Genomic DNA, 15,802 nt, shown 5'->3' on the forward strand with positions numbered 1-15,802 from the left:
TACGGCCGGGGCAAACCCCCCCTACCCGCGGGGGGGGGCGGCGGGGGCGGGCCAAACCACGGCCCCCCCCGGGGGGGGCCGGGGGGGGGGCCCCGGGGGGCCGGGGGGGGGGGGCCCCGCCCCGGCCCCGCCCCCGCCGGGCCGATTCAGGCCGAAACGGGCATGATTGGCGCGTTTCAGGTCAACTGCGCCTGGCGGGCCGCCCGTCGGGCGAGGACCTCCTCGCGGTTGTCCTCCACCTGCCGCAGCGCCCGGCGCCGTTCCCGCCCGGAGAGCCGGTCCAGGTAGACCCGCCCGTCGACGTGGTCCGTCTCGTGCGCCAGGCAGCGCGCGAAGTACCCGGTGCCCTCGATCACCAGCGGGGCGCCGTCCTTGTCGAACCCGCGCACCACCGCGCGATCCGGTCGCGGCACCCGCATCGCGGCGCCCGGGACCGACAGGCACCCCTCGGTCTCGTCCAGCAGCACCCGGCCGGCCGGACCCTGTTCGTCCAGGACCGGGTTGACGATGTGTCCGACATGCCGGACACCGTCGTCGTCGGGGCAGTCGTACACGAACAGGGCCAGATCGACGCCCACTTGGTTCGCCGCCAGCCCGGCGCCCTCGGCCACGTACATGGTCACGAACATGTCGTCGATCAGCGCGGCCAGGTCGGGCCCGAACTCCGTGCACTCGCGGGAGCTCTTGTGCAGCACCTCCTCGCCGACCTCGGTGACGCGTCGCACGGTGCCGTTCCCGGCCTCGGGCGCGTGCCGCGGATACGCGTCCACGGGCCTGCCCTGCACGAACACACTCGGCATGCGGTGTCTCCCTCGCTGCGGGAGCGCCCTCGCGGCGCCCCTCGTCTCCGGACCGCCGAACGGCGGCCCGGACGGCAGCCTTTCAGGAGCGGCCCGGCGCCTGCGAGGGGCGTGGCGGGGGACGTACGGCGCGGTGCGGGCGTGCCGAAGGGCCGCAACCCCCGAGCGGTTGCGGCCCTGCGGACGACGGGTGGGGGAGGGGTGCCGTCAGAGCACCCGCACCGCGCCGGTGGGCGGGTCGTACGAGAGGGGCTTCTCGACCACACCGCTCGACGGGTTCTGCGCGCCGACGAACATGCCGTCACCGACGTACACCGCCACGTGGTACGCGCTGCCCGCGCTGCCCCAGTAAAGGATGTCGCCCGCCTGGAGGTTGTCCAGCGACACCTGCGTGCCGGCGGTGGACTGGTCCTGCGAGACGCGGGGCAGGCTCACGCCGACCTGCTTGAAGGCGGCCTGCACCAGGCCCGAGCAGTCCCACGAGCTGGGACCGGTGCCGCCGGAGACGTACGCGTCCCCGAGCTGCGCCTTCACGAAGGAGACGACGGCCGCGGCCGAACCGGTGGCCGTGGACGAGCTGGTGGAGCTGCTGGAGCTCGTGCTGGTGCCGGTGCCGGTGCTGCTGCTCGCCGTGGTGGCGAGCGTGGTGCGCTCGGCGGTGCGCGAGGCGCGCTCGGCGGCGGCCTTGCGGGCGGCGGCCTGCTCGGCCTTCTTCTTGGCCTCCGCCTTCGCCTTGGCGTGCGCCAGGTCGGTCTTGGCCTGCTTGGCGGCGGTCGCGGCGGCGGAGTCGCGCTCGGCCTGCAGTTCGTAGTTGGCCGCGGTCTGCTGGGTGGCGTCCGCGGCCTGGGCGGCCTGGCTCGCCAGGTCGGCTGTCAGGGTGGGCAGTTCGAGCGTCTGCGTAACAGGTTCTGCGGCGCTGGCCGAGGTCGAGGCTCCGGCCACGGCCAAGGTGCTGAGAACGCCGCCGGCAACTCCGGCCCGCATCGCGATCTTCGACGCGCTGCGGCGGGGTTTCCGGTGGCTGCGTATGTGAGCGGTGTGGGACATGGGTACAAGCGGTATCAGGCCCTTCTCCATACCTACAAGGAACGTGTGGTGCGCCACAGTTGTTCAATCGGGCCCCCGAACACCACGCGTGTCACTCCTTATTGACGCCGTAACGGACATTGCGGACAACGATGATCAAGCCTGTGATCATGGGTTTTCGTCGGTACGCCCGAATTGCCCCTCGCTTACCATCCGTTGACACCGGTGGCCAAGCCCGGTTCTCAGCCGGTTCTCATCGATGTGTCCGAGGTCACGGAACGGTCACCGGGCCGGCCGCGTCCCCCGCGCGCGGCCCCCGCGGGACGTGAGGACCTCGTGAACGCGTGCACGTACTCGGCGTTCCGCCCGACGTCTCCGGCCGTCCACATCGCGCCGCCCGGCTCGCTCCGACGTGTGATGCGGCGCGTTATCAGATCATCCTGTGCCCTGCCAATTTGCATGCACGAGAACTCTCTTGATATGGAGATGCCCCTCTGACTTGCGACAACAGGCGGAAATATCACGGCTGGTGATCGCTCGACTGCTTCGCGTACGAAGATCGCCGCTCATCCGACTTCATGATCCTTCGTCAGGTGGTGGAGATCACAAAGGTTGTGGAATACCCCGTGTCGCAGATCACAGATACACAGGCATAGGATGCAGCGCAGTTGGGCTTGTGACCTGCTTCACATGTTCGCGATCTTCGTCCGGACGGGCGGGGGCCGCGGGACGGGTGCGGCACCCGCGCCGAAGCCCGGCTACCGCCAGCAGTCAGTGCCGACTGAGAGGAGCGAGGAGCGTGAACGCGTATGCGCCGATCCTCGTACTGGGAGCCCTCGGGGCAGGCTTTGCGATCTTCTCCGTGGTCATGGCCACGCTGATCGGTCCGAAGCGGTACAACCGCGCGAAGCTCGAAGCCTACGAGTGCGGCATCGAGCCGACCCCCACGCCGGCCGGCGGCGGGCGCTTCCCCATCAAGTACTACCTGACGGCGATGCTCTTCATCGTCTTCGACATCGAGATCGTCTTCCTCTACCCGTGGGCCGTCACCTTCGACGCCCTGGGTGTTTTCGGGCTCGTGGAGATGCTGCTCTTCGTGCTCACCGTCTTCGTCGCGTACGCGTACGTATGGCGGCGCGGCGGCCTGGAATGGGACTGAGGGGCCATAGGACATGGGACTCGAAGAAAAGCTGCCGAGCGGATTCCTGCTGACCACCGTCGAGCAGGCCGCGGGGTGGGTGCGCAAGTCGTCCGTCTTCCCCGCCACGTTCGGACTCGCCTGCTGCGCCATCGAGATGATGACCACGGGCGCGGGCCGGTACGACCTGGCGCGCTTCGGCATGGAGGTGTTCCGCGGTTCGCCCCGCCAGGCCGACCTGATGATCGTCGCCGGCCGCGTCAGCCAGAAGATGGCGCCCGTCCTGCGGCAGGTCTACGACCAGATGCCGAACCCCAAGTGGGTCATCTCCATGGGGGTTTGCGCCTCGTCGGGCGGCATGTTCAACAACTACGCGATCGTGCAGGGCGTCGACCACGTCGTGCCGGTGGACATCTACCTGCCCGGCTGCCCGCCGCGGCCCGAGATGCTGATGGACGCGATCCTCAAGCTCCACCAGAAGATCCAGAACACCAAGCTCGGCGTCAACGCCCGTGAGGCGGCCCGCGAGGCGGAGGAGGCGGCGCTCAAGGCGCTCCCCACGATCGAGATGAAGGGGCTGCTGCGATGAGCGACGCGAACGCCGAGGACGGGAAGCGGCCGGAGGGCGCCGCGGGCGCCGGTGACGCGAAGGCGGCCGAGGGCGCGATGCCGGCCGGTGACGCCAAGCCGGCCGGTGACGCCAGGCCGGCCGAGGCTGCGAAGCCGGCCGGTGACGCCAGGCCGGCCGAGGCTGCGAAGCCGACCGGTGACGCCAAGCCCGCCGGTGACGCCAAGCCCGCCGGTGACGCCAAGCCCGCCGGTGACGCCAAGCCCGCCGAGGGCGAGGCGGGGCCCGAGGGCGGGGTGAACCCGGAGAAGGACCTCGCCACCGACAACCTGCCCGGCCAGCGCGGCCGGGGCGGCGAGGAGATCCGCGTCCAGCGCGGCATGTTCGGTGCCGCGAACGGCGGCGACACCTCCGGCTACGGCGGCCTGGTCCGCTCGGTCCGGCTGCCCGGCCCGGCCGTCCGCCCCTACGGCGGCTGGTTCGACGAGGTCGCCGACGAGCTGGAGGGCGCCCTGGAGGAACAGGGGCTGCTGCCGGACAACGCCATCGAGAAGACGGTCGTCGACCGCGGGGAACTCACCTTCCACGTCGAGCGCGAGCACCTCGTCCGCGTCGCCCGCACCCTGCGCGACGACCCCGCCCTGCGGTTCGAACTGTGCACCGGCGTCAGCGGCGTGCACTACCCGAACGACAAGGGCCGCGAGCTGCACGCCGTGCACCACCTGCGCTCCATCACGCACAACAGGCTGGTGCGCGTCGAGGTCAGCGCCCCCGACAGCGACCCGCACGTCCCGTCCCTGGTCTCCGTCTATCCGACGAACGACTGGCACGAGCGCGAGGCGTACGACTTCTTCGGCATCGTCTTCGACGGGCATCCCGCGCTGACGCGGATCATGATGCCGGACGACTGGCCGGGCCACCCGCAGCGCAAGGACTACCCCCTCGGCGGCATCCCCGTCGAGTACAAGGGCGCCCAGATCCCCGCCCCCGACCAGCGGAGGTCGTACACGTGACCGCCTCCCGCGCAGCTCTCCCGCCCGGCACCCCCTCCGCACCCACTCCCTTCGGGAGGCAGCAATGACCACGGCATCCCCTCGCGAGACCACCGAGGGCACCGTCTACACGGTCACCGGCGGCGACTGGGACGAGGTCGTCCAGTCCGCGGCCCGTGCCGACGACGAGCGCATCGTCGTCAACATGGGCCCCCAGCACCCGTCCACCCACGGAGTGCTCCGGCTCATCCTGGAGATCGACGGCGAGACGGTGACCGAGGCCCGCTGCGGCATCGGCTACCTGCACACCGGCATCGAGAAGAACCTCGAGTACCGCACGTGGACGCAGGGCACCACCTTCGTCACGCGCATGGACTACCTGACGTCCTTCTTCAACGAGACCGCCTACTGTCTCGCCGTCGAGAAGCTCCTCGGCATCGAGGACCAGATCACCGAACGCACCGAGATCATCCGCGTGCTCCTGATGGAGCTGAACCGGATGTCGTCGCACCTGGTGTGCATCGCCACCGGCGGCATGGAGCTCGGCGCGACCACGATCATGATCTACGGGTTCCGCGATCGTGAACTGATTCTCGACATCTACGAACTCATCACCGGCCTGCGGATGAACCACGCGTACATCCGCCCCGGCGGACTCGCCCAGGACCTGCCGCCCGGCGCGGTCGACCACATCCGCGAGTTCGTCAAGAAGATGAAGAAGAACCTCCCCGAGTACGACAAGCTCGCCACCGGGAACCCCATCTTCAAGGCCCGCATGCAGGACGTCGGCTACCTCGACCTGGCCGGCTGCATGGCGCTGGGCGCCACCGGCCCGATCCTGCGCTCCACCGGCCTGCCGCACGACCTGCGCAAGTCGCAGCCCTACTGCGGCTACGAGACGTACGACTTCGACGTCCCGACCGCCGACACCTGCGACGCCTACGGCCGCTTCCTGATCCGCCTGGAGGAGATGCGCCAGTCGCTGCGCATCGTCGAGCAGTGCTTGGACCGGCTCCAGCCCGGCCCGGTCATGGTCGCCGACAAGAAGATCGCCTGGCCCGCCCAACTGGCCCTGGGGCCGGACGGGTTGGGCAACTCCCTCGACCACATCAAGAAGATCATGGGCACCTCCATGGAGGCCCTGATCCACCACTTCAAGCTGGTGACCGAGGGCTTCCGCGTCCCGCCCGGACAGACGTACGCGGCGGTCGAGTCGCCCAAGGGCGAACTCGGGGTGCACGCCGTCTCCGACGGAGGCACCCGCCCCTACCGGGTCCACTTCCGCGACCCGTCCTTCACCAACCTTCAGGCCATGGCGGCGATGTGCGAGGGCGGCCAGGTCGCCGACGTGATCGTCGCCGTGGCCTCCATCGACCCCGTGATGGGAGGCGTCGACCGGTGACCACCAGTTCTTCGGAGCGGGGCGTCAGCCTGGGCATGCCCGAACTGCCCGCCCCCGGCTTCCCGGACGACGTCCGGACCCGGCTGGAACAGGACGCGCGCGCCATCGTCGCCCGCTACCCGGACTCCCGGTCCGCCCTGCTGCCCCTGCTGCACCTCATGCAGGCGGAGGAGGGGCACGTCACCCGCACCGGCATGCGGTTCTGCGCGGAGGTGCTCGGCCTCACCACGGCCGAGGTCACCGCCGTCGCCACCTTCTACTCCATGTACCGGCGCCGGCCCAGCGGCGACTACCAGGTCGGCGTGTGCACCAACACGCTGTGCGCGGTGATGGGCGGCGACGCGATCTTCGAGTCGCTCCAGGAGCACCTGGGCGTCGGCAACGGGGAGACCACTGACGACGGCAAGGTCACCCTGGAGCACATCGAGTGCAACGCGGCCTGCGACTTCGCGCCGGTGGTGATGGTCAACTGGGAGTTCTTCGACAACCAGACCCCGGCCACCGCCCGCCGCCTCGTCGACGACCTGCGCGACGGCCGCACCGTCAGCCCCACGCGCGGGGCGCCGCTGTGCACCTTCAAGGAGACGGCCCGCATCCTGGCCGGCTTCCCCGACGAGCGCGAGGGCGCCGTCGAGGCCGGCGGCGGCGCGGGCCACGCCTCCCTGGAGGGGCTGCGCCTGGCCAAGGGCGAGACCGCCCCCGCCCGGGTCGTGCACCCGCGGGACGGCGGACCGCACGACGAGGCGCAGGACCGCGACGGCCGCACCCCCGACTCCGGGCACGCGCCCGGTACCGGTACGCGCCAGAACACGGGCACCGGGAGCGAGACGGCGGCCGAGCACCGCAGCTCCCACGACGCGCCGCAGGACACGTCGGCCTCCGACCCGGCCCACCCGGCCGGGCCCACCGCCGAGGAGGGGGAGTGATGACCTTGTCCACTCAATACGGGGGCACCTCCCAGCCCCGTGCGGGCGGGACGGACGGCCCCGAGAAACTGCTGGCGCCCGTCCTGTCGGCCTTCTGGGACGAGGAGAAGTCCTGGACGCTGGACACCTACCGGCGGCACGACGGCTACGAGGGCCTGCGCAAGGCGCTCGCGATGGCGCCGGACGACCTGATCGCCTACGTCAAGGAGTCCGGACTGCGCGGCCGCGGCGGCGCGGGCTTCCCCACCGGGATGAAGTGGCAGTTCATCCCCCAGGGGGACGGGAAGCCGCACTACCTCGTCGTCAACGCCGACGAGTCGGAACCCGGGACCTGCAAGGACATCCCGCTCCTCTTCGCGAACCCGCACAGCCTCGTCGAGGGCATCGTCATCGCGTGCTACGCCATCAGGTCGTCGCACGCGTTCATCTATCTCCGGGGCGAAGTCGTCCCCGTACTGCGGCGGTTGCACGAGGCCGTGCGCGAGGCGTACGAAGCCGGCTACCTCGGCAAGGACATCCTCGGCAGCGGTGTCGACCTCGAACTCACCGTGCACGCGGGCGCCGGCGCGTACATCTGCGGTGAGGAGACCGCGCTGCTCGACTCGCTCGAAGGCCGCCGCGGCCAGCCGCGACTGCGTCCCCCCTTCCCCGCCGTCGAGGGCCTCTACGCGTGCCCCACCGTGGTGAACAACGTCGAGTCCATCGCCTCCGTTCCCGCGATCCTGAACCGGGGCAAGGACTGGTTCCGGTCGATGGGGAGCGAGAAGTCCCCCGGCTTCACGCTCTACTCCCTCAGCGGGCACGTCGCCCGCCCCGGCCAGTACGAGGCGCCGCTCGGCATCACCCTGCGCCAGCTCCTCGACATGAGCGGCGGCATGCGGGCGGGCCACCGGCTCAAGTTCTGGACGCCGGGCGGCTCGTCGACCCCGATGTTCACCGACGAGCACCTCGACGTCCCCCTCGACTACGAGGGAGTGGGCGCCGCGGGTTCCATGCTCGGCACGAAGGCGCTCCAGTGCTTCGACGAGACGACCTGCGTGGTCCGCGCGGTGACCCGCTGGACCGAGTTCTACGCCCACGAGTCCTGCGGCAAGTGCACGCCGTGCCGCGAAGGGACGTACTGGCTCGTGCAGTTGCTGCGCGACATCGAGGCCGGCAAGGGCGCCATGAGCGACCTCGACAAGCTCGCCGACATCGCCGACAACATCAACGGCAAGTCCTTCTGCGCCCTCGGTGACGGCGCCGCCTCACCGATCTTCTCCTCGCTCAAGCACTTCCGCGACGAGTACGAGGAGCACATCACGGGCCGGGGCTGCCCCTTCGACCCCGCCAGGTCCACCGCCTGGGCCGACCGTACGGAGGTGAACGCATGACTGTGACCACCAGCGCTCCCTCCGGAGGGGGCGAAGCGGCGGTCCCGCCGGAAGATCTCGTGACCGTGACGATCGACGGCATCGAGACCAGCGTCCCCAAGGGAACCCTGGTCATCCGCGCCGCGGAGCAGCTCGGCATCGAGATCCCGCGCTTCTGCGACCACCCGCTCCTCGACCCGGCCGGCGCCTGCCGGCAGTGCATCGTCGAGGTCGAGGGCCAGCGCAAGCCGATGGCGTCGTGCACGATCACCTGCACCGACGGCATGGTCGTCAAGACGCACCTGACCTCGCCCGTCGCCGAGAAGGCCCAGCACGGTGTGATGGAGCTGCTGCTCATCAACCACCCGCTGGACTGCCCCGTCTGCGACAAGGGCGGCGAGTGCCCGCTGCAGAACCAGGCGATGTCGCACGGCAACGCCGAGTCCCGTTTCCAGGGCCGCAAACGCACCTACGAGAAGCCCCTGCCGATCTCCACGCAGGTGCTGCTCGACCGGGAGCGGTGCGTGCTGTGCGCGCGCTGCACCCGCTTCTCCAACCAGGTCGCCGGCGACCCCATGATCGAACTGATCGAGCGGGGCGCCCTCCAGCAGGTCGGCACCGGCGAGGGCGACCCCTTCGAGTCGTACTTCTCCGGCAACACCATCCAGATCTGCCCGGTCGGCGCGCTCACCTCGGCCGCCTACCGCTTCCGTTCGCGCCCCTTCGACCTGGTGTCCTCGCCGTCGGTGTGCGAGCACTGCGCGGGCGGCTGCGCCACCCGCACCGACCACCGCCGCGGCAAGGTCATGCGGCGGCTGGCGGAGAACGACCCGGAGGTCAACGAGGACTGGGTCTGCGACAAGGGGCGGTTCGCCTTCCGGTACCAGCAGCAGCGGGACCGGCTCCAGACGCCCCTGGTGCGCAACGCCGAGGGCGAGCTCGAAGTCGCCTCCTGGCCGCAGGCGCTGGAGGCCGCCGCGGCCGGTCTGCTCGCCGCGCGCGGCCGCACGGGCGTCCTGACCGGCGGCCGGCTCACCGTCGAGGACGCGTACGCGTACAGCAAGTTCGCGCGCGTGGCGCTCGACACCAACGACATCGACTTCCGCGCGCGCGTGCACAGCGGCGAGGAGGCCGACTTCCTGGCCGCCCGCGTCGCCGGGCGCGGCCGGGACCTCGACGGCACGGGTGTCACGTACACCTCGCTGGAGAAGGCGCCCGCGGTCCTGCTCGTCGGGTTCGAGTCCGAGGAGGAGGCGCCCGGCGTCTTCCTGCGGCTGCGCAAGGCGTGGCGCAAGCACGGCCAGCAGGTCTTCTCGCTCGCCACGCACGCCACGCGCGGCCTGGTGAAGGCCGGCGGCACGCTGCTGCCGGCCGCCCCCGGCACCGAGACCGAGTGGCTCGACGCGCTGGCCGGCGGCCACGACCTGGAGGACGCCGGCACCACGGCGGCCGAGGCGCTGCGCACCCCGGGCGCGGTGATCGTCGTCGGCGAGCGGCTGGCCGCCGTGGCCGGCGGGCTCACCGCCGCCGCCCGCGCCGCCACCGCCACCGGCGCCCGGCTCGTGTGGATCCCGCGCCGGGCCGGTGAGCGCGGCGCGATCGAGGCGGGCGCGCTGCCGTCCCTGCTGCCGGGAGGGCGTCCCGCGACCGACCCGCACGCGCGCGAGGAGGTCGCCGCCGCCTGGGGCGTCGCCGGACTCCCGCACCGCTACGGCCGTGACACCGGCCAGATCGTCGAGGCCGCCGCCACCGGCGAGCTCAGCGCCCTGCTGGTCGCGGGCGTCGAGGTCGCCGACCTGCCGGACCCGGCACGCGCGCGTGCCGCGCTGGCCGGGGCGGGCTTCCTGGTCTCGCTGGAGCTGCGGCCGAGCGAGGTCACCGAGCACGCGGACGTCGTGCTGCCGGTCGCCGCCGTCGCCGAGAAGGGCGGCGCCTTCCTCAACTGGGAGGGCAGGGTCCGCTTCTTCGACGCGGCGCTCAAGCCCGAGCAGATGACCCGGCGCCTGGCACCCACGGACGGCCGCGTACTGCAGATGATCGCCGACGCCATGGACGTCCACCTGGGACTGCCCGACCTGCGCACCGCGCGCGCCGAGATCGACCGCCTCGGCGCCTGGGACGGCGCACGCGCGGGCGAGCCGTCGGAGAGCGCGGGCGCGCTGCCCCGGCCGGCCGCCGGAGAGGCCGTCCTCGCCGGACACCGCCTGCTGCTCGACCAGGGCGTCCTGCAGCAGGGCGACGAGGCGCTCGCCGGCACCCGGCACGCCGCCCGCGCGCGCGTGTCGGCCGCCACGGCGGCCGAGGCGGGCGTCACCGAGGGCTCCGTCCTGACGGTGACGGGGCCCGCGGGCGCGGTCGAACTGCCGCTGGAGATCACCGAGATGCCCGACCGGGTGGTCTGGCTCCCGCTGAACTCCACCGGTTCCGGCGTCGCGTCGGACACCGGCGCCCTGCCCGGCGCCCTCGTCCGCATCGGCCCCGCGGCGTCCGCCGCCGAGGCCCCGAAGGAGGTGGAGGCATGAGCCCGTTCCTGGCCGCTGAGGACCTCTCGATGTTCGGCCGCGACCCGTGGTGGCTGGTCGTCGTCAAGGCGGTCTTCTGCTTCGCCTTCCTGATGGTGACCGTGCTGTTCTCCATCGTCTGGGAACGCAAGGTCGTCGCCTGGATGCAGCTGCGCATCGGCCCCAACCGGCACGGCCCCTGGGGCATGCTCCAGTCGCTCGCCGACGGCGTGAAGCTGATGCTCAAGGAAGACCTGATCGTCAAGCGCGCCGACAAGGTGGTCTACGTCATCGCGCCCGTGGTCGCGGCGATCCCCGCCTTCATGGCGTTCGCCGTGATCCCGTTCGGCCCGGCCGGCAACGAGATCTCGATCTTCGGCCACCGCACCACGATGCAGCTCACCGACCTGCCGATCGCGATGCTCTACATCCTCGCGGTCGCCTCCGTGGGCATCTACGGCATCGTGCTCGCCGGCTGGAGCTCCGGCTCCACGTATCCGCTGCTCGGCGGCCTGCGGTCCTGCGCGCAGATGATCTCGTACGAGATCGCCATGGGCGCCGCGTTCGCGTCGGTGTTCCTGTACTCGGGCTCCATGTCGACGTCCGCGATCGTCGAGCAGCAGCACGACCGCTGGTACATCGTGCTGCTGCCGGTCTCCTTCGTCATCTACATCGTGACGATGATCGGCGAGACGAACCGCGCCCCGTTCGACATGCCGGAGTCCGAGGGCGACCTCGTGGGCGGCTTCAACACCGAGTACTCGTCGATCAAGTTCGCGATGTTCATGCTCGCCGAGTACGTCAACATGGTCACCGTCTCGGCCGTCGCGACCACCCTCTTCCTGGGCGGCTGGCGGGCACCCTGGCCGATCAGCACCTTCTGGGAGGGCGCCAACCACGGCTGGTGGCCGATCCTCTGGTTCGTCGTGAAGGTGCAGCTGCTGCTGTTCTTCTTCATCTGGCTGCGCGGCACCCTCCCGCGCGTGCGCTACGACCAGCTCATGAAGCTCGGCTGGAAGGTCCTCATCCCCGCCTCCGTGGTGTGGCTGATGCTCGTCGCGACCGTGCGGGTCCTGCGCAACGAGAACTACGGCTTCAGCGACATCCTGCTGTACGTCGGCGGCGGCGTCCTGACGCTCCTGGTGATCTCCTTCGTGATCGACGTCTTCCACGAGCGGTCGAAGGCGAAGGACGCCACCCCCACCGAACAGCCGGCCGGCTTCGACCCGATGGCCGGCGGCTACCCCGTACCGCCGCTGCCCGGACAGGAACTGCCGCCGGTACCGCGGCGCCCCTCGCGCCGCGAGCGGGAGCTGATCGTCAGTGGTGGCCCGGACAGCGCCGGTGCCGGATCCCTGGATGGAAAGGAGGCGTCCGATGGCTGAGGAGCCGACGGAGACCGGGCAGACGAAGCCCGGCTTCCAGAACCCCGTGGCCGGCTTCGGCGTGACCTTCAAGGCCATGTTCAAGAAGCGGCTCACCGAGCAGTACCCGGAGCAGGAGAAGACCACCGCTCCGCGATTCCACGGACGGCACCAGCTCAACCGCCATCCGGACGGCCTGGAGAAGTGCGTCGGCTGCGAGCTGTGCGCCTGGGCCTGCCCCGCCGACGCCATCTACGTGGAGGGCGCCGACAACACCGACGAGGAGCGCTACTCGCCGGGCGAGCGGTACGGCCGCGTCTACCAGATCAACTACGCCCGCTGCATCCTGTGCGGGCTGTGCATCGAGGCGTGCCCCACGCGCGCGCTGACGATGACCAACGAGTTCGAACTGGCCGACTCCAGCCGCGCCAACCTCATCTACACCAAGGAACAGCTGCTGGCCGGCCTGGAGGAGGGCATGGTCGACAGCCCGCACTCCATCTTCCCGGGCACCGACGAGCAGGACTACTACCGGGGCCTGGTCACCGAGGCCGCCCCCGGCACCGAGCGCCAAGTGGCCCTGTCCAAGGGCGAGGTGGCCCAGGAGGCCGCCTCCACCTTCGGCGCGGACGAACCGGCGTCGGGGAAGGCGGTCGGCCGATGACCGCCCAACTCGCCGCCCAGGCGCAGACGTTGGCCGCCTACTCCACGTCCACCGGCGAGGCCTTCCAGTTCTGGATCCTCGGCACGGTCGCCGTGATCGGCGCCCTGTGCACGGTGCTGATGCGCAAGTCCGTGCACAGCGCGCTGTGTCTCGCCGGGACCATGATCGTCCTTGCGGTGTTCTACCTCGCCAACGGTGCCTACTTCCTCGGCGTCGTCCAGATCGTCGTCTACACCGGCGCGATCATGATGCTGTTCCTCTTCGTGGTGATGCTCGTCGGCGTGACCGCCGCCGACTCCCTGAAGGAGACCATCCAGGGCCAGCGCTGGCTGGCCCTGCTGTGCGGACTCGGCTTCGGCATCCTGCTGTTCGCGGGCGTCGCCAACGCCTCCCTGAAGGACTTCGACGGCGTCGGCAGGGCCAACGCGGGCGGAAACGTCGAGGGCCTGGCCGCCCTCATCTTCACCAAGTACGTCTTCGCCTTCGAGATCACCGGCGCGCTGCTGATCACCGCGGCGGTCGGCGCGATGGTCCTCACCCACCGCGAGCGCACCGAACGGCCCCCGACACAGCGGGAGATGTCCGAGAAGCGCGTCCGCGACGGCGTCCACCTGCCGCCGCTGCCCGCCCCCGGCGTGTACGCCCGGCACAACGCGGTCGACGTCGCCGGCCTGCTGCCCGACGGCACCCCGTCCGAACTCACCGTCAACAAGACGCTGCGCCGCCGCGGCCAGATCCGGGACGTGTCGGCCGAGGCCGTCAGCGACCTGCGGGCGCTGGAGCAGCGCTCGGCGGAGCGCCTGGAGCGCCCCGACGACGAGCGGACGGACCGCCGGCGGACCGAGGAGGCGTCGAAGTGAATCCGGTCAACTACCTCTATCTCGCATCCCTGTTGTTCACGATCGGCGCCACCGGCGTACTGATCAGGCGCAACGCGATCGTCGTCTTCATGTGCATCGAGCTCATGCTGAACGCCTGCAACCTCGCGTTCGTCACCTTCTCGCGCATGCACGGCAACCTCGACGGCCAGATCATCGCGTTCTTCACGATGGTCGTCGCCGCCGCGGAGGTCGTGGTCGGGCTCGCGATCATCGTGTCCCTCTTCCGTTCCCGCCACTCGGCCTCGGTCGACGACGCCAGCCTGATGAAGCTGTGAGGGGTCGCTGAATCGTGGATAACCTCATCGCGCTGCTGATCGCGGCGCCCCTGCTCGGAGCCGCCGTCCTGCTGTGCGGCGGACGCAGGCTCGACGCCGTCGGCCACTGGATCGGCACGGCGCTGGCCGCCGCCTCCTTCGTCATCGGCGCCGTCCTCTTCGCCGACCTGCTCGGCCAGGACGCCGAACACCGCACGCTGCTCCAGCACTTGTTCACCTGGGTCCCCGTCGAGGGCTTCCAGGCGGACGTCGCGTTCCGGCTGGACCAGCTCTCGGTGACGTTCGTCCTGCTGATCACCGGCGTCGGTTCGCTGATCCACCTGTACTCCGTGGGCTACATGGAGCACGACGAGCGCCGCCGCCGTTTCTTCGGTTACCTGAACCTGTTCCTCGCGGCGATGCTCCTGCTGGTCCTCGCCGACAACTACCTCCTGCTGTACGTCGGCTGGGAGGGCGTCGGGCTCGCCTCCTACCTGCTGATCGGCTTCTGGCAGCACAAGCCGAGCGCGGCGACCGCCGCCAAGAAGGCGTTCCTCGTCAACCGTGTCGGTGACGTGGGCCTGTCCATCGCGATCATGCTGATGTTCACCACGTTCGGCACCTTCGCCTTCGGGCCCGTGTTCGACGCCGTGGGCGACACCGGCGAGGGCAAGCTCACCGCGATCGCGCTGATGCTGCTGCTCGCCGCGTGCGGCAAGTCCGCGCAGGTGCCGCTCCAGTCCTGGCTCGGCGACGCGATGGAGGGCCCGACCCCGGTCTCCGCCCTCATCCACGCCGCGACCATGGTCACCGCCGGCGTCTACCTGATCGTCCGCTCCGGCGCGATCTTCAACGGCGCCCCGGACGCGCAGCTCGTCGTCACCGTCGTCGGTGCCGTCACGCTGCTGTTCGGCGCGATCGTCGGTTGCGCGAAGGACGACATCAAGAAGGCGCTGGCCGGCTCGACGATGTCGCAGATCGGCTACATGGTGCTCGCCGCGGGCCTCGGCCCGATCGGCTACGTCTTCGCGATCATGCACCTGGTGACGCACGGCTTCTTCAAGGCCGGGCTGTTCCTCGGCGCGGGCTCGGTCATGCACGGCATGAACGACGAGGTCGACATGCGGAAGTTCGGCGGCCTGCGCAAGTACATGCCGGTCACCTTCATCACCTTCGGCCTCGGCTACCTCGCGATCATCGGCTTCCCGGGCCTGTCCGGCTTCTTCTCCAAGGACAAGATCATCGAGGCGGCGTTCGCCAAGGGCGGCACCGAGGGCTGGATCCTCGGCGGCGCGGCCCTGCTGGGCGCCGCGATCACCGCGTTCTACATGACGCGCGTGATGCTGATGACGTTCTTCGGCGAGAAGCGCTGGCAGCCCGACGCGGACGGCCACGAGCCGCACCCGCACGAGTCCCCGAAATCCATGACGATCCCCATGATCGTGCTGGCCTTCGGCTCGGTGTTCGCGGGCGGCTTCTTCAGCATCGGCGACCGCTTCCTGCACTGGCTGGAGCCGGTCACCGGGCACGCCGAGGGCGACTCGCCCGTCAGCGCGCTCACCGTCACCGTCGCCACCATGGTCGTCCTGGTCGTCGGCGTCGCGATCGCGTGGGCCCAGTACGGGCGCCGTCCCGTCCCGGCGGTCGCCCCGCGCGGCTCGCTGCTCACCCGGGCCGCCCGGCGCGACCTGCTCCAGGACGACTTCAACCACGTCGTCCTGGTCCGCGGCGGCGAACACCTCACGCGCTCCCTGGTGTACGTCGACCACTCCCTGGTCGACGGCGTCGTCAACGGCACCGCGGCCTCCGTCGGCGGCCTGTCCGGGCGGCTGCGCAGGCTGCAGAACGGCTTCGCGCGTTCCTACGCGGTCTCGATGTTCGGCGGCGCGGCGGTCCTCGTCGCCGCGACCCTGCTGATGAGGGCGGTCTGATAC

14 protein-coding genes are annotated in these 15,802 nt (G+C 70.6%); 12 read left to right on the forward strand and 2 right to left on the reverse strand.

Annotated features, from left to right (window positions below; genetic code table 11):
- Positions 1-176: 176 nt before the first annotated feature.
- The gene (gene def, locus ACFZA0_RS36950; RefSeq protein WP_391025190.1) at positions 177-800 is read right to left on the reverse strand and encodes a peptide deformylase; all 624 of its coding nucleotides are present in this window, start codon (positions 798-800) and stop codon (positions 177-179) included.
- A gap of 207 nt (positions 801-1,007) precedes the next feature.
- A complete protein-coding gene (locus ACFZA0_RS36955; protein WP_391025191.1) occupies positions 1,008-1,847 on the reverse strand; it encodes an NlpC/P60 family protein in 840 nt (279 codons plus the stop codon).
- Between the two features lie 778 nt (positions 1,848-2,625).
- Here ACFZA0_RS36955 and ACFZA0_RS36960 point away from each other — a divergent pair.
- From ACFZA0_RS36960 to nuoL, 12 genes are all read left to right on the forward strand, one after another.
- Positions 2,626-2,985, forward strand: coding sequence for an NADH-quinone oxidoreductase subunit A (locus tag ACFZA0_RS36960; RefSeq protein WP_007383963.1), 360 nt, complete (start codon positions 2,626-2,628; stop codon positions 2,983-2,985).
- A 13-nt stretch (positions 2,986-2,998) separates the two neighbouring features.
- The gene (locus ACFZA0_RS36965; protein ID WP_391025193.1) at positions 2,999-3,553 is read left to right on the forward strand and encodes an NADH-quinone oxidoreductase subunit NuoB; all 555 of its coding nucleotides are present in this window, start codon (positions 2,999-3,001) and stop codon (positions 3,551-3,553) included.
- Between the two features lie 77 nt (positions 3,554-3,630).
- The gene (locus tag ACFZA0_RS36970) at positions 3,631-4,545 is read left to right on the forward strand and encodes an NADH-quinone oxidoreductase subunit C (RefSeq protein WP_391025247.1); all 915 of its coding nucleotides are present in this window, start codon (positions 3,631-3,633) and stop codon (positions 4,543-4,545) included.
- A 64-nt stretch (positions 4,546-4,609) separates the two neighbouring features.
- Entirely contained in the window at positions 4,610-5,926 is a 1,317-nt protein-coding gene (locus ACFZA0_RS36975; RefSeq protein ID WP_391025194.1) for an NADH-quinone oxidoreductase subunit D, read from the forward strand.
- Entirely contained in the window at positions 5,923-6,852 is a 930-nt protein-coding gene (gene nuoE, locus ACFZA0_RS36980; RefSeq protein WP_391025196.1) for an NADH-quinone oxidoreductase subunit NuoE, read from the forward strand. The genes ACFZA0_RS36975 and nuoE overlap by 4 nt, the downstream gene beginning before the upstream one ends.
- A complete protein-coding gene (gene nuoF / locus ACFZA0_RS36985; RefSeq protein ID WP_391025199.1) occupies positions 6,852-8,225 on the forward strand; it encodes an NADH-quinone oxidoreductase subunit NuoF in 1,374 nt (457 codons plus the stop codon). Before nuoE ends, nuoF begins: the two co-directional genes overlap by 1 nt.
- Entirely contained in the window at positions 8,222-10,726 is a 2,505-nt protein-coding gene (locus ACFZA0_RS36990) for an NADH-quinone oxidoreductase subunit G (protein WP_391025201.1), read from the forward strand. The genes nuoF and ACFZA0_RS36990 overlap by 4 nt, the downstream gene beginning before the upstream one ends.
- Positions 10,723-12,090 carry an NADH-quinone oxidoreductase subunit NuoH gene (gene nuoH, locus ACFZA0_RS36995; protein ID WP_391025203.1) on the forward strand — a complete coding sequence of 456 codons (1,368 nt, stop codon included), beginning with the start codon at positions 10,723-10,725 and terminating at the stop codon, positions 12,088-12,090. Before ACFZA0_RS36990 ends, nuoH begins: the two co-directional genes overlap by 4 nt.
- Positions 12,083-12,733, forward strand: coding sequence for an NADH-quinone oxidoreductase subunit NuoI (nuoI, locus tag ACFZA0_RS37000; RefSeq protein WP_391025204.1), 651 nt, complete (start codon positions 12,083-12,085; stop codon positions 12,731-12,733). Before nuoH ends, nuoI begins: the two co-directional genes overlap by 8 nt.
- Entirely contained in the window at positions 12,730-13,593 is an 864-nt protein-coding gene (locus ACFZA0_RS37005; protein ID WP_391025205.1) for an NADH-quinone oxidoreductase subunit J, read from the forward strand. Before nuoI ends, ACFZA0_RS37005 begins: the two co-directional genes overlap by 4 nt.
- Positions 13,590-13,889: an NADH-quinone oxidoreductase subunit NuoK gene (gene nuoK, locus ACFZA0_RS37010; protein WP_391025207.1), complete on the forward strand. Its 300-nt coding sequence runs from the start codon at positions 13,590-13,592 to the stop codon at positions 13,887-13,889. Before ACFZA0_RS37005 ends, nuoK begins: the two co-directional genes overlap by 4 nt.
- A 14-nt stretch (positions 13,890-13,903) precedes the next feature.
- Positions 13,904-15,799, forward strand: coding sequence for an NADH-quinone oxidoreductase subunit L (gene nuoL, locus ACFZA0_RS37015; protein WP_391025208.1), 1,896 nt, complete (start codon positions 13,904-13,906; stop codon positions 15,797-15,799).
- The last annotated feature ends 3 nt before the right edge of the window (positions 15,800-15,802 follow it).

The sequence above is a fragment of the Streptomyces sp. NPDC008150 genome (assembly GCF_042956945.1).
GTDB lineage: Bacteria > Actinomycetota > Actinomycetes > Streptomycetales > Streptomycetaceae > Streptomyces.